The organism is Fredinandcohnia onubensis (assembly GCF_002734285.1).
GTDB classification, from domain to species: domain Bacteria; phylum Bacillota; class Bacilli; order Bacillales; family Bacillaceae_L; genus Ferdinandcohnia; species Ferdinandcohnia onubensis_A.
This window is the reverse complement of the sequence record NZ_NSEA01000027.1, coordinates 1-13,121: the sequence shown is the minus strand read 5'-3', so window position 1 is coordinate 13,121 and position 13,121 is coordinate 1. Positions and strand designations below refer to the sequence as shown.

The following is a 13,121-nucleotide window of genomic DNA, read 5'->3' as shown; positions in this document are numbered from 1 at the left end:
TAGAGGTTCTTATAATTTAATTTTGTCTTATCATTAAGCAAACTAATTTAAATGTTGGAAAACATTATAACTATAATACGACAAGATAGTTTTTTGCTTTATGCCGTAGAATAAATACTTCCATATTTATAGGATAAAAAGAGAGAGGCTTCCCAAAAGTTATAAGAACTTTTGAGAAGCCTCTTTTATGTTTACCTTATGTTAGCAATTTGTTAGCAAATCACTTCAAACCCTTATATATCAAGGGGTGATGCGGCTTATTACATCATGCCGCCCATTCCACCCATGCCGCCCATGTCAGGCATTGCAGGAGCATCTTTTTCTGGTAGGTCAGCAATTACTGCTTCAGTTGTTAAGAACATAGCTGATACAGATGCTGCGTTTTGTAGTGCAGAACGAGTAACCTTAGTTGGGTCAACGATACCAGCGTCGATCATGTTTACCCACTCACCAGTTGCTGCGTTGAAGCCAATACCAATTTCTTCGTTTTTCAAGCGTTCAACAACTACAGATCCTTCAAGACCAGCGTTGTGAGCGATTTGACGAACTGGCTCTTCTAGAGCACGAAGTACGATGTTCACACCAGTTGCTTCGTCTCCAGCTAATTCGATAGCAGCTACTTTGTTATATACGTTCACAAGTGCAGTACCACCACCAGAAACGATACCTTCTTCAACTGCTGCGCGAGTTGCGTTAAGAGCATCTTCAATACGAAGTTTGCGTTCTTTTAGTTCGGTTTCAGTAGCAGCACCAACTTTGATTACTGCAACTCCACCTGCTAATTTAGCTAGGCGCTCTTGTAATTTTTCTTTGTCAAATTCAGAAGTAGTTTCTTCCATTTGAACACGGATATTGTTAACGCGAGCTGCGATCTTGTCAGATTCGCCAGCACCTTCAACGATAGTTGTATTTTCTTTTGTTACTACGATCTTAGAAGCGCGACCTAATTGAGTGATGTCAGCTGATTTAAGGTCTAAACCTAAATCTTCAGTGATTACTTGACCACCAGTTAAGATAGCAATATCTTCTAACATTGCTTTACGACGGTCACCAAATCCAGGAGCTTTAACAGCTACTGCATTGAATGTACCACGAAGCTTGTTCACAACTAGAGTTGCAAGTGCTTCACCTTCAACATCTTCAGCGATTAGTAATAATGGCTTACCTTGTTGAACTACTTGCTCTAATACTGGTAAGATTTCTTGAATGCTAGAAATCTTTTTATCAGTAATTAAAACATATGGATTTTCAAGAACTGCTTCCATTTTGTCAGAATCAGTTACCATGTATGGAGATGCATATCCACGGTCAAATTGCATACCTTCTACTACTTCTAGTTCAGTAGAGAACCCTTTAGATTCTTCAATTGTAATAACACCGTCGTTACCAACGCGCTCCATTGCTTCAGCGATTAATTGGCCAACTTCACTGTCATCTGAAGAAATAGCAGCAACTTGTGCGATAGATTCTTTACCTTCAATTGGTTTTGAAATAGCTTTTAATTCTTCAACAGCTGTAGTTACAGCCTTTTCAATACCTCTGCGAACTACCATTGGGTTTGCACCAGCAGTAACGTTCTTTAAGCCTTCACGAATCATCGCTTGAGCAAGAACTGTTGCAGTAGTAGTACCGTCACCAGCTACATCGTTTGTTTTGCTAGCAACTTCAGCAACTAGTTTAGCACCCATGTTTTCGAATGCATCTTCTAATTCGATTTCTTTAGCGATTGTTACACCGTCATTTGTGATAAGAGGTGAACCGAATTTTTTCTCAAGAACCACGTTACGTCCTTTTGGTCCTAATGTTACTTTTACAGCGTTTGCTAATGCATCAACACCACGAAGCATAGCGCGACGAGCATCTTCACTAAATTTAATTTCTTTTGCCATTCTTAAGCCCTCCTCAAAAAATTAAGATTCTATGATATAAAATGCTGTTTTTCTATTAACCGATTACAGCTAAAATGTCGCTTTCGCGTAATACTAAGTATTCAGTACCTTCATATTTCACTTCAGTACCAGCATATTTTGAGAAGATAATGCGATCACCAACCGCAACCTCTAAAGCTACTCTTTCACCACTGTCTAATACACGACCTGTACCAACAGCAACTACTTTACCTTCTTGAGGCTTTTCCTTTGCAGAATCTGGTAATACAATTCCGCTTGCAGTTTTTTCCTCTGATTCAACTAGTTCAATAACAACGCGATCACCTAATGGCTTTAACAAGTGAAACAACCTCCTCAAATAATATAAATAATTAGTTTCGTCTTCTTATTAGCACTCAACCAACATGAGTGCTAACACAATTATTATATTAAATAATCTCTACCTATTTTGCAAGTCATTTGATATAGAAATTTGCAAAAAAATTCTATTTTATTAAGCGAAACTTGGCCCACCTATCTATCCTATGTTAATGAAAGGAAAAATAAACCAACAATTTAATTTCTTTCAATGAAAATTTGGATTTGCATAATACTAATGGATATAAGTGAATATATGATACAATACAAAAAGTGGACAAAAGCATAAAAAACTTGATATTTATTCCAACTACTAAAGGAGATTTTCATGAAAGCTCGTTATTGGTATGTCATTTTAACTTACATTATCATGCAGTTCTCTGGAATTTTAGGTATCCCGCTTCTATTGCTATTAGGCATTGGAGATGGTTTAGACCCAAATACGATTATTGCCCTTTGGACTGTTGTTAGTTTTGTTGCGGCACTTCCGATCGTATTATTTTTATTAAGACAAGATATTAAGGAAAGACATCTAAGTCTTCATCGTTCTTCAAAAGGGGAAGCGATTGGATGGGCAATTGCAGGTATATTTATGGCAATGACTGCTCAGGTTATTGCAGCAAATATTGAGATTCATTTACTTGGAATTGAGGCTGGTTCCGAGAACACCCAAGAAATTATGGCCTTGGTAAAATCCTTGCCACTGCTTATAATCGTCGTTTCCATTATTGGGCCAATCCTTGAGGAAATTATCTTTCGCCAAATTATTTTTGGATCTTTATATAAAAAATTCAACTTTTTCATTTCTGCCTTGATTAGTTCGTTAATCTTTGCAGTAGTGCATATGGACTTTACGCATCTTCTGATTTATACAGCGATGGGCTTTACCTTTGCCTTCCTTTATGTACGGACAAAGCGGATTATCGTTCCAATCTTTGCACATGTTGCAATGAATACTTTTGTTGTAGTGGTTCAAACGATTTTTGCAGATGATATAGAAAGGATCATGAAGCAAGCCGAGAAGCTGCAACAGACATTTATTGGAGGCTTTTAATTTATGCGAAGAACTTCACCTTTTGTAATGGGCATCATTTACGCGTTAATGGGGACTCTGTTTACCTATATTGCAATTAATAGTGCGACGGAGACCGTTTGGAACTTCTCTACGATTCTTCTAGCAATTGTCGCAACTTTCGACTTTGGTGTGGCAATCCGAATGTTTGTCCTGCACAGTAAAATAAAAAAAATCGCAAAAACAAAAAAATAACCTCACATCGGAGGTTATTTTTTTACATTCTAGTTGCGCTTTTTGTTTTTGTCTAGCTCCAACGCCTAGCCCCTCGAGGTCATAAGCCACGCCGGAAAGAAGGATAAAGTGCATCCTTCTCACCGGCTTTTCTTATGATAGTCGGGGCTGAGCAAGGCGTTTCCGCATTTCTATACTACTCCATCGTATTTGCCGCTTCCATTTCTGCTTTTAGTGCCTTCCTGTAGGCACTTTTTGATACGAGAATACTGATTTCATATAATCCGAACAACGGGACTGTAACCATTAAATGCGAGATTATTTCAGGAGGGGTGATTAAACCTCCGATGACTAATAGAATAAAATACGCGAACTTTCTTATTTTAGAAAGAAACATCGGTGTTACAATTCCCAATCTTGTTAAAAACATCACAATAACTGGTAATTGAAACAAAAAGCCAAACGGTAAAGTCAATTGCAACAGGAATTGAAAATATTCGTTTATCCCGATCACCTGATTGATATCAAGGCGCTCCGCTAACCTTGTCATAAAGTTCACTACAAACGGGAACAAAATAAAGTAGGAGAATGAAACTCCTATTAAAAAAAGGATTACCGAAAGCGGAATATAACTCAAGGTTACCTTTCTTTCCTTCTCATATAAGCCAGGACTGATGAAGGCCCAAAGCTGATAAAGGAGAAAAGGGGACGAGATAACAAGGGCAATGATAAAAGCAAATTGCATATAGATTTTAATTGGATCTGTCATACGGAAAGCATTCATTGTCAGCTCTTTTGCTTCGTCAGCATTTTGCAAATAAAGGATAACTGGCTCTGCGAGAAAAAAGCTGCCTAATGCAACAATGAAGAAGAAAACGACTATGTAGATCAGTCGTTTTCGTAACTCTCCAATATGATCATAGACGGACATTTCTTTTTCGTTCATGTGACTCATCCTATCATTACTTCACATCTTGAGTTTCATTCTTCTTAACATCATCGTCATCATCATCTGCTAAACCTTTTGTTGCGTTTTTAAACTCACGCAATGTATTACCTGCTGCTTTACCTAGTTGAGGTAACTTCTTCGGTCCAAAGATTAATAACGCTGCAAATACAATCAGTAAAATACTACCGAATCCAAGACTTCCCACTGTAAGTCACCTCCCTACAATTGTAAGATCTATTTTTATTCTTCATTTGAATCATTTGAATCATTTGAATAATGCTTTAAGAAATATACTAGAGCTTGTAGTTCTACAGCCAAATCAATGTGATGGACCCGAATATGTTCAGGCACATTGATTCTTGCTGGGGTAAAATTAAGAATACCCTTGATCCCTTTATTGACCAAGCGGTCTGTAATCGACTGAGCTGCCCCAACTGGCACCGTTAAAATGGCCACTGTTACATCATCAGGCAATTCTTTTTCAAGATCATCAAGATGGCATACCTTTACTCCACCAATACTACTACCTACCTTATTATAATCCACATCAAACGCAAGCTCAATTTTTGTATTATTATTTTTCGAAAAATTATAATGTAAAAATGCTGTACCTAAATTCCCTACACCGATTAGAGTAACCTTCGTTAACTCGTCTTGATCTAAGGTTTTACTAAAAAAGGATAATAAATAATTGACATTATAGCCATAGCCTTTTTTTCCCAATGCTCCGAAATAAGAAAAATCTCTCCGAATTGTGGCGGAATCTACCTTAACCGCATCACTTAATTCTGCAGATGAAACCCTCTGCTTTCCTGAGGCATGCAAATTTTTCAAAAATCGATAGTAAAGTGGCAGCCTTTTGGCAGTTGCTTGTGGTATTTTTGATTGTTCAAGATTCACCTTAATTCCTCCACTAACTTGGAACTACTATAGCTCCCTTTTAAAATCTCCGTTCTTTCCACCCGTTTTTTCAGCCAAATAAGTTGGTCCAATGACCATTCCTTTATCAACCGCTTTACACATATCATACACAGTTAGCGCACAAACAGATGCAGCAGTAAGTGCTTCCATTTCGACACCTGTACTGCCCTTTGTTTTAACTGTAACTGTGATATGTAAAATATATTCGTCTTGGATCGTCCAGCTAAAACGTATATCAACGCCTTTTAATGCCAATGGATGACACATCGGAATTAACTCCGACGTCTTTTTGGCTGCCATTATCCCAGCAACCTGAGAAACAGCAAGGACATCACCCTTACTAATCTCATTATTTATTATTTGCTCATAAATGATTTTATTTACAGTAATACTTGATTTTGCAATTGCTGTACGGACAGTATCTGACTTTTCCGTAATGTCGACCATCTTGGCGCGACCTTGCTCATTAAAATGGGTAAATGATGACATAAAACAAACCCTCCCATAAACTATACACTATTTTAACACATCTGTCTTTGATACATCTGTGAACAATATCATTGCAGTTGCTCTAATTAAGTAATATAAGATACACTGTTGATAGAAACAAGAGGTGAAATAACATGATTTTACTACAAGTAAATCAGCTCAAAAAGTATTTTGCTGCTGATCTTATTTTATCGAATATAAAATTAGAAGTACAAACTCGTGACCGTATTGCCATCGTTGGACGAAATGGTGCTGGAAAATCAACACTTTTAAAAATTATTGCCGGCCATATGTCTCATGACGGCGGTGAAATTATCAAGCCAAAAAGCGTTACCATTGATTACCTCGCCCAAAACACAGGACTTGAATCAAATCTCACCATCTGGGAAGAAATGCTAACTGTTTTTGCATCCTTACAAAAGCTTGAAAAAGACCTCAGAAACCTAGAGGTTAAAATGGGAGACCCATCCCTCTTTGAAAATCCGGTTGATTACCAGAAATTACTCGAAGAATATGATCAGCTACAGGTTGATTTTAAGGAAAAGGGCGGCTATCAATACGAAGCTGATATTCGATCAATCCTACATGGTTTTAATTTTATAGAAGAAGACTACCAAACCAAAATATCGAGCTTAAGCGGTGGTCAAAAAACACGCCTTGCCCTTTGTAAACTATTACTAACAAAGCCTGATCTGTTAATCTTGGACGAGCCAACAAACCACCTTGATATTAGCACGCTTACGTGGCTTGAACAATATCTACAAGGATACCCTGGTGCACTGTTAATCGTATCCCATGATCGGTACTTCCTTGATAAAGTGGTCAACCAAGTCTATGAAATTTCAAGACACACAAGTACGAGATATGTCGGCAACTATAGCAACTATTTAAAACTTAAGGCTGAAAACTATGAGCTTGAGTTGAAAAAATATGAAAAACAACAGGAAGAAGTCGAAAAACTAAAAGATTTCATCGCCAAAAACCTAGTTCGAGCTTCAACCACCAAGCGTGCCCAAAGTAGACGAAAGCAGCTTGAAAGAATGGAGCTAATGGACAGGCCGTTAGGTGATGAAAAATCAGCTTCCTTCCGATTTGAAATTGAAAGACAAAGTGGAAATGACGTACTAAGTGCAAAAAATATCACCGTTTCCTATGAAAAAGACAAGCCGATTATTAAAAATATCAATTTCAATATTTACCGTGAAGATAGCATCGCATTAGTGGGTCCAAACGGAATCGGAAAATCAACCTTATTAAAAGCAATTATTGAAAAACTCGACAACGTAGATGGAACATTTCGCTTTGGTTCACATGTGACCATTGGTTATTATGACCAACAACAGGCGGACCTCACCTCGAACAAACGGGTATTAAATGAATTATGGGATGAATACCCCCTTAAATCTGAAAAAGAAATCCGTACGGTTCTTGGGAACTTTCTCTTTTCAGGGGATGATGTGTTAAAAACCGTTTCAACCTTAAGTGGTGGCGAGAAAGCAAGACTTGCCCTATCGAAGCTAATGATGGAGAAGTCAAACTTTCTAATTCTTGACGAGCCTACCAACCACTTAGACCTTGATAGCAAGGAAGTACTTGAAAATGCTTTAATCGATTATCCTGGGACAATCCTTTTTGTTTCCCATGACCGATATTTTATCAACCGCATTGCAACAAAAGTTTTTGAGTTATCCAGTGAAGGACTCACAGAATACTTGGGTGATTATGATTACCACCTTGAAAAGAAGTTTGAAATGGAAGAACTCGCAAGACTTGAAGCCAAAGAGTCTAAAAACGTCAAACGTGAAGTGGTCCAAGAAAAAACATCCTATGAACAAGAAAAACAATTAAAGAAGCTTGAGCGTCAAAGAAAACGTAGAATCGAAGAAATTGAGTTGGAAATTTCCACAATAGAAGAGAAAATCGAAGAAAATGAACAGCTTCTCTGTGATCCAGAAGTCTATCAAAATCATGAGGAAGTTCAACGAATTAATGAAGAAAATGAAAAAGCCTCAGCAAAACTTGAAGCTCTTATGGAGGAATGGGAGTCTCTCCACGAAATTAGTGGATAACTAACATCCTAGAACTTTACACCTATCAACAAAATGAAGATATCCCCATCTATAATTTTTAGAATGGGGATTTTTTTTGATCATTTACTGCAAAAAATAAAGTTATACACTATGTTATCCACTTTATCCACATTATCCACACTTATCAACAGACTTATCCACATAAAGTGTCCACAAATGCGGATTAGTTATTTCAGTACTTTTTATTAGTTTTCCACAAAAGCTGTGTTTTTGTGGATTATTTATCAACAAAAAAAGCCCTCTTTTATAAAAGAGGACTTTTTTACTATCTCTCAATGTCTAACCCAGGATTTGCATTCAATGCGTAAGATGAACGTTTCCCTTTTTCGTATAACACACTACCAACTGCAGCAATCATTGCAGCGTTATCTGTACATAATGAAAGTGGAGGAATAATGAGTTTAACCTCCGGCATGTCTGAAAATGCACGCTCTAAAGCTGCACGAAGCCCCTTATTTGCCGCAACCCCTCCTGCTAGTAATACCTGTTTAACCTTATATTCTTTAGCTGCCTTCACTGTCTTTGTCACTAAGACATCAATCACACTTTCCTGAAAGCTTGCTGCTAGATTCTTCGGATCTATGGTTTCCCCGCGTTGCTCTGCATTATGAAGGGTGTTAATAACAGCTGATTTTAAACCACTAAAACTAAAATCGTAAGAATCCTCTTCTAGCCAAGCTCTCGGTAAATCAATCGTTGCTGTTCCCTCATGTGCGAGTCGATCAATGTGAGGCCCCCCTGGATACGGAAGGTTAAGGGTTCTAGCCACCTTGTCATACGCCTCACCAGCAGCATCATCCCTTGTTTCCCCAATCACTTTAAAAGAAGCATGCTCCTCCATGTAGACAAGCTCTGTATGGCCGCCAGAAACAACCAAAGCCAATAATGGAAACTCAAGCTCCTCAACCAATCGATTTGCATAAATATGACCTGCAATATGGTGGACTCCTAATAGAGGAATATCATGGGCAAAAGCTACCGCTTTTGCAGCGTTGACACCTATTAACAATGCTCCTACTAAGCCAGGGCCCTCTGTCACTGCAATACCATCTATATCCTCAAAACTCTTATCGGCCTGCTTTAAAGCTTCTTCAATTACCAGTGTAATGGCTTCAACATGGTGCCTTGATGCGATTTCTGGAACGACACCGCCGAAGCGTTTATGACTTTCGATCTGGGATGCTACAACATTTGATAAAATTTCTCGTCCATTTTGTATAATTGAAACAGCCGTCTCATCACAGCTCGTTTCAATCCCCATGATTACTTGGTTTTCACTCATTTAAATTCACCCACATAACTAACGCGTCTTCATTATTGTCTGTATAGTAATTTTTTCGGATCCCACCAGGCTTAAATCCTAATTTTTTATAGAGGTTTTGAGCAACATGATTGGACACTCTTACCTCAAGCGTCATCGTAGCAGCCTGGTGCTGCATCGCTAAAAGCTTCGCCTGCATAAGTAAAGCTTCCCCAAGCTTTCTCCCTCTGTATTCAGGAAGAACCGCAATATTGGTAATATGGGCCTCATCCAAAATAAGCCACATTCCACAATATCCAATTACTTGATCGTTATCAGTCATGACAATATATTTTGCAAACTGATTATGAACAAGCTCATTATAAAATGCTTCCCTCTTCCAAGGTACTGTAAATGCTGAAGTCTCAACCTTCATCACACCATCAATATCTTCTACCGTCATGAAACGAAACAAAATTTGTTGTTTGATGATCTCTTCCATTCTTACCCCTGCCTCTTCCCTAACCAATTCGCCTCCGCCTCTGCCAAACGTATGTAATTTGGCACAAATGTATGAACATCTACAGGCGCTTTCTCCATCCCTAATACGGCCAACTCACTTGGTCTCGGATTCCAATCTGTATATGGTGCAACATATGCGAATTGCTCTAAATCTGTTTCTATCTGTTCCTTGTGGATAACTAGATCATTACCGATAAAAAGAACCGGCGTCTCCCTCTTTTTAAGCTCTTCTAGCCAATCTGCTAATAAAATAATTTTATCTTCTTCAACACAGGTTAGCCTGTTTCCTTCATATTGATAAAGCCCTGTATAAACTTGTCCACGTCTGGCATCAAACAATGGCGAAATGAATCCATTAAAATGCCGACCATTTGCCGCCACGATTTCTAAACTTGAAACTCCCACCAAAGGAATCTCCAATGACCATGCCAGTGTTTTCGCAATCGTTACTCCAATTCTTACACCCGTATAAGAACCAGGGCCCATCGCGACAACGATTCTTTCAAGCTCCTTTGGCTTAATCCCACATTCCTTCATTAACTGTTCAATTGTAGGCATCACGCGGACAGAATGGTTTTTAGGCAGATTTGTAATCACCTCACCTATTACCTTCTCCTCATTCACAATTGCAACTCCCAATACATAATTGGATGTATCTATAGCTAACACTTTCATTCGCTTAATAACTCCTCACATAAATGTTGATACCGTTCCCCTATTGGTATCACCGTAATCTTACGTTTCGTATCCCCTTGGTGTTCAATCCGAATGGTGAGACGGTCCTTAGGCAACCGGTCTTCGATAAGATGTGCCCATTCAACAACAGTCACACCCTCACCATCAAAATATTCATCAAAACCAAGGTCTTCATCACTGTGCTCCAATCGATAAACATCCATATGATACAACGGGATTCTCCCTTGATATTCTTTTATTATTGTAAAGGTTGGACTGTTCACCGTTCTTGTAATGCCAAGTCCTTTGGCAAGCCCTTTAGTAAACGTTGTTTTTCCTGCCCCTAAATCACCCTCAAGAGTTAACACATCACCAGGACCAAGCTTTTCGGCCAAACGATGTGAAAAACTCCCCGTTTCATCAGGTGTATTCGTAATAAACTCAAATTTTTTCATATATTCCACCTTATTTAGTAAAGTGATTATAACCCTTCATCTCAAGCTTATGAGATTCCCCGCCTCGAATCAAAATTACAGCAGGAGCACCTTCCGAGACAGTCCCAATATTTGAAAGGATATAACCATGTTTTTTTGCTTTTTTCTCTAGTATATCCCAATCTGATGGAGCCATAGTTCCGATCAATTCAAAGTCCTCTCCACCATATAACGCAAACTCAAGAGCACGGTCTTTATATTGATTTAAAATAGCTTCACTGAATGGGATTTTATCTTCATCTATTCGTAAAGTGACACCACTAGCTTTTGCAATCTCATTTGTTTCACTTGCTAAACCATCACTAATATCATTCAAAGAAACTCTTTGTAACGTTGATAATAATCTACCAATTTCCACTCTCGGTTTCGGATACTGATGTTTCTGGATTAGTGTTTTCTCTGGCTCAGTAAATGAGTATTCCTTACCATTATGTAATAATAAATTCAAACCAGCCGCAGAATCCCCAACCGTTCCCGTTACAAAAACAATATCTCCTGGCTTTGCATGGCTTCGTAATAGATGGGCACCTTTCTCAACTTCACCTAGAACAGTCACCGTAATAACTAACGTTTCAGCAATTGATACCGTATCGCCACCAATTAAATCCATATCGTACCTATCTGCTAGCATTGCCATACCTTCATAGATCGATAACAAATCTGTTTCATTCCAATCCTTTGGAATTGCAATCGACACTAAATAGTAGGTAGGGATTCCACCCATCGCTGCAATATCACTAATATTAACAGCCAATGCCTTATAACCCACTTGAAAAGGATCCATTGTTTGAGAAGTAAAATGAACACCCTCTACCATCGTATCCATGCAGATAATTTGTTCCATACCTGGTGTTGGCCGAAACAGCGCAGCATCATCACCTATACCTGCAATTAGTCCGGATTGGGCAACACGCTTTGGTTTAATTTGATAAATAAAGTGAAATTCGTCCTGCAAAGCCATTAACGTCACTCCTATAAAGTCGAAAGAAACTATAAAATACAAAGTAGTAAAAAAAGCCTTAGGACAACTCCTAAGGACCTTAGTACATCATTATAAGTTTACCGTATTTCAACAAAATCAGCAAAAAAAGAAAAAAATAATTGGTTGTTAATGAAGATAGGTGGGGAGATGGTTACATTGGGGTTGGTCGTTCATAATACTGATGAAGGACTTTGCTTGGGGGTTCTTGATGCGTTCGGGCTTTCATCTGCTTGATGAAGGTCTTTGCTTGGGGGTTCTTGATGCGTTCGGGCTTTCATCTGCTTGATGAAGGACTTTGCTTGGGGGTTCTTGATGCGTTCGGGCTTTCATAAGCTCGATGAAGGACTTTGCTTTGGGATTCTTGCTGGGTTCGGGCTTTCATTAGCTTTATGAAGGACTTTTTACTGGTATTCTTGCTGCGTTCGGTTCTTCATCTCTCATGAAGAGGATTTCATTCGTTTTATTTGTTCGTTTTCCCGTTCATAACCCTTATGAAGAGAATTTCATTCGTTTTCTTTGCTCGTTTTCCCTTTCATACCCCTTATGAAGAGTATTTCTCGTGTTTTCTTTGCTTGTTTTCCCTTTCATAACTCTCATGAAGAACATTTCAATTGTATTTTCTTGTAGTTTTCCCTCTCATAGCTTCCGATAAATGCTTTATTGAAAGTTCTCGTCAACAATTCTATATATTTTATCCTTTTCCTAAATCCATTCCTTCCAGCTTCAATTAGGTTTACCTTTGTTAACTTCTATCAAACAAAATAACATTAAAAGGTATTCATTCACTCAATAAATAAAAAAAAACCACAGCATTAATAACTGTGGTTAATCCAAAAACATTTAAATTTCCCCATAAAAAAAAACGAAACTACAAAGTTTCGTGTGTATGCATAAATGGCGGTCCCGACCGGGATCGAACCGGCGATCTCCTGCGTGACAGGCAGGCATGTTAACCGCTACACCACGGGACCATTTGGTTGCGGGGGCAGGATTTGAACCTACGACCTTCGGGTTATGAGCCCGACGAGCTACCAGACTGCTCCACCCCGCGATAATAGAAAATATATAGTTTTTGTTATGCGCTTAGTTATCTGTTGACTGTCCCTTCCTCTGCAAGCAAATTCAAGAAGCTTAATCCGTCGGGACAACTCGCAGTAACTTCGATGATGCAACGCTAGTTGCTCCACCCCGCGATAATAATATTTAAGCCTAGCGACGTCCTACTCTCACAGGGACAAAGTCCCAACTACCATCGGCGCTGAAGAGC

At 38.6% G+C, this 13,121-nt stretch carries 14 protein-coding genes and 2 tRNA genes; 3 read left to right on the top strand and 13 right to left on the bottom strand.

Features of this window, described 5'->3' with window-relative positions; genetic code table 11:
- Positions 1 to 260 precede the first annotated feature (260 nt).
- Together groL and groES are read right to left on the bottom strand one after the other, a co-directional pair.
- The gene (gene groL, locus CKJ95_RS21075; RefSeq protein WP_099355431.1) at positions 261 to 1,889 is read right to left on the bottom strand and encodes a chaperonin GroEL; all 1,629 of its coding nucleotides are present in this window, start codon (positions 1,887 to 1,889) and stop codon (positions 261 to 263) included.
- Between the two features lie 55 nt (positions 1,890 to 1,944).
- Positions 1,945 to 2,229, bottom strand: a complete 285-nt coding sequence (groES, locus tag CKJ95_RS21070; protein ID WP_099355430.1) for a co-chaperone GroES — start codon at positions 2,227 to 2,229, stop codon at positions 1,945 to 1,947.
- 345 nt (positions 2,230 to 2,574) lie between these two features.
- Here groES and CKJ95_RS21065 point away from each other — a divergent pair, with 345 nt between their 5' ends.
- Positions 2,575 to 3,300, top strand: coding sequence for a CPBP family intramembrane glutamic endopeptidase (locus CKJ95_RS21065; protein ID WP_099355429.1), 726 nt, complete (start codon positions 2,575 to 2,577; stop codon positions 3,298 to 3,300).
- 3 nt (positions 3,301 to 3,303) lie between these two features.
- Positions 3,304 to 3,513, top strand: coding sequence for a YdiK family protein (locus CKJ95_RS21060; protein ID WP_099355428.1), 210 nt, complete (start codon positions 3,304 to 3,306; stop codon positions 3,511 to 3,513).
- Between the two features lie 175 nt (positions 3,514 to 3,688).
- Here CKJ95_RS21060 and tatC read toward each other — a convergent pair whose 3' ends face one another.
- The 4 genes from tatC to moaC are packed head-to-tail and all read right to left on the bottom strand — an operon-like array spanning position 3,689 to position 5,851.
- On the bottom strand, positions 3,689 to 4,438 hold the full coding sequence (gene tatC, locus CKJ95_RS21055; protein WP_099355427.1) for a twin-arginine translocase subunit TatC: 750 nt from the start codon (positions 4,436 to 4,438) through the stop codon (positions 3,689 to 3,691).
- Between the two features lie 16 nt (positions 4,439 to 4,454).
- Positions 4,455 to 4,646, bottom strand: coding sequence for a twin-arginine translocase TatA/TatE family subunit (locus CKJ95_RS21050; protein WP_010285546.1), 192 nt, complete (start codon positions 4,644 to 4,646; stop codon positions 4,455 to 4,457).
- A 35-nt stretch (positions 4,647 to 4,681) separates the two neighbouring features.
- On the bottom strand, positions 4,682 to 5,341 hold the full coding sequence (locus CKJ95_RS21045) for a redox-sensing transcriptional repressor Rex (RefSeq protein ID WP_099355426.1): 660 nt from the start codon (positions 5,339 to 5,341) through the stop codon (positions 4,682 to 4,684).
- 27 nt (positions 5,342 to 5,368) lie between these two features.
- Entirely contained in the window at positions 5,369 to 5,851 is a 483-nt protein-coding gene (gene moaC / locus CKJ95_RS21040; protein ID WP_099355425.1) for a cyclic pyranopterin monophosphate synthase MoaC, read from the bottom strand.
- 134 nt (positions 5,852 to 5,985) lie between these two features.
- Here moaC and CKJ95_RS21035 point away from each other — a divergent pair, with 134 nt between their 5' ends.
- On the top strand, positions 5,986 to 7,920 hold the full coding sequence (locus CKJ95_RS21035) for an ABC-F family ATP-binding cassette domain-containing protein (protein ID WP_099355424.1): 1,935 nt from the start codon (positions 5,986 to 5,988) through the stop codon (positions 7,918 to 7,920).
- A 286-nt stretch (positions 7,921 to 8,206) separates the two neighbouring features.
- Here the strand turns inward: CKJ95_RS21035 and tsaD are convergent, their stop codons facing one another.
- The 7 genes from tsaD to CKJ95_RS21000 all read right to left on the bottom strand — a co-directional run bounded on the left by tsaD (position 8,207) and on the right by CKJ95_RS21000 (position 12,905).
- Positions 8,207 to 9,223 carry a tRNA (adenosine(37)-N6)-threonylcarbamoyltransferase complex transferase subunit TsaD gene (gene tsaD / locus CKJ95_RS21030; protein WP_099355423.1) on the bottom strand — a complete coding sequence of 339 codons (1,017 nt, stop codon included), beginning with the start codon at positions 9,221 to 9,223 and terminating at the stop codon, positions 8,207 to 8,209.
- Positions 9,216 to 9,683 carry a ribosomal protein S18-alanine N-acetyltransferase gene (gene rimI, locus CKJ95_RS21025; RefSeq protein ID WP_373604863.1) on the bottom strand — a complete coding sequence of 156 codons (468 nt, stop codon included), beginning with the start codon at positions 9,681 to 9,683 and terminating at the stop codon, positions 9,216 to 9,218. Before rimI ends, tsaD begins: the two co-directional genes overlap by 8 nt.
- A 2-nt stretch (positions 9,684 to 9,685) precedes the next feature.
- Positions 9,686 to 10,378, bottom strand: a complete 693-nt coding sequence (tsaB, locus tag CKJ95_RS21020; protein WP_099355422.1) for a tRNA (adenosine(37)-N6)-threonylcarbamoyltransferase complex dimerization subunit type 1 TsaB — start codon at positions 10,376 to 10,378, stop codon at positions 9,686 to 9,688.
- A complete protein-coding gene (gene tsaE / locus CKJ95_RS21015) occupies positions 10,375 to 10,833 on the bottom strand; it encodes a tRNA (adenosine(37)-N6)-threonylcarbamoyltransferase complex ATPase subunit type 1 TsaE (RefSeq protein WP_099355421.1) in 459 nt (152 codons plus the stop codon). Before tsaE ends, tsaB begins: the two co-directional genes overlap by 4 nt.
- A 10-nt stretch (positions 10,834 to 10,843) precedes the next feature.
- On the bottom strand, positions 10,844 to 11,833 hold the full coding sequence (gene thiL / locus CKJ95_RS21010; protein ID WP_099355420.1) for a thiamine-phosphate kinase: 990 nt from the start codon (positions 11,831 to 11,833) through the stop codon (positions 10,844 to 10,846).
- A gap of 916 nt (positions 11,834 to 12,749) precedes the next feature.
- Positions 12,750 to 12,825: transfer RNA gene (locus CKJ95_RS21005), tRNA-Asp, on the bottom strand.
- A gap of 3 nt (positions 12,826 to 12,828) precedes the next feature.
- Positions 12,829 to 12,905: transfer RNA gene (locus CKJ95_RS21000), tRNA-Met, on the bottom strand.
- Positions 12,906 to 13,121: the final 216 nt, after the last annotated feature.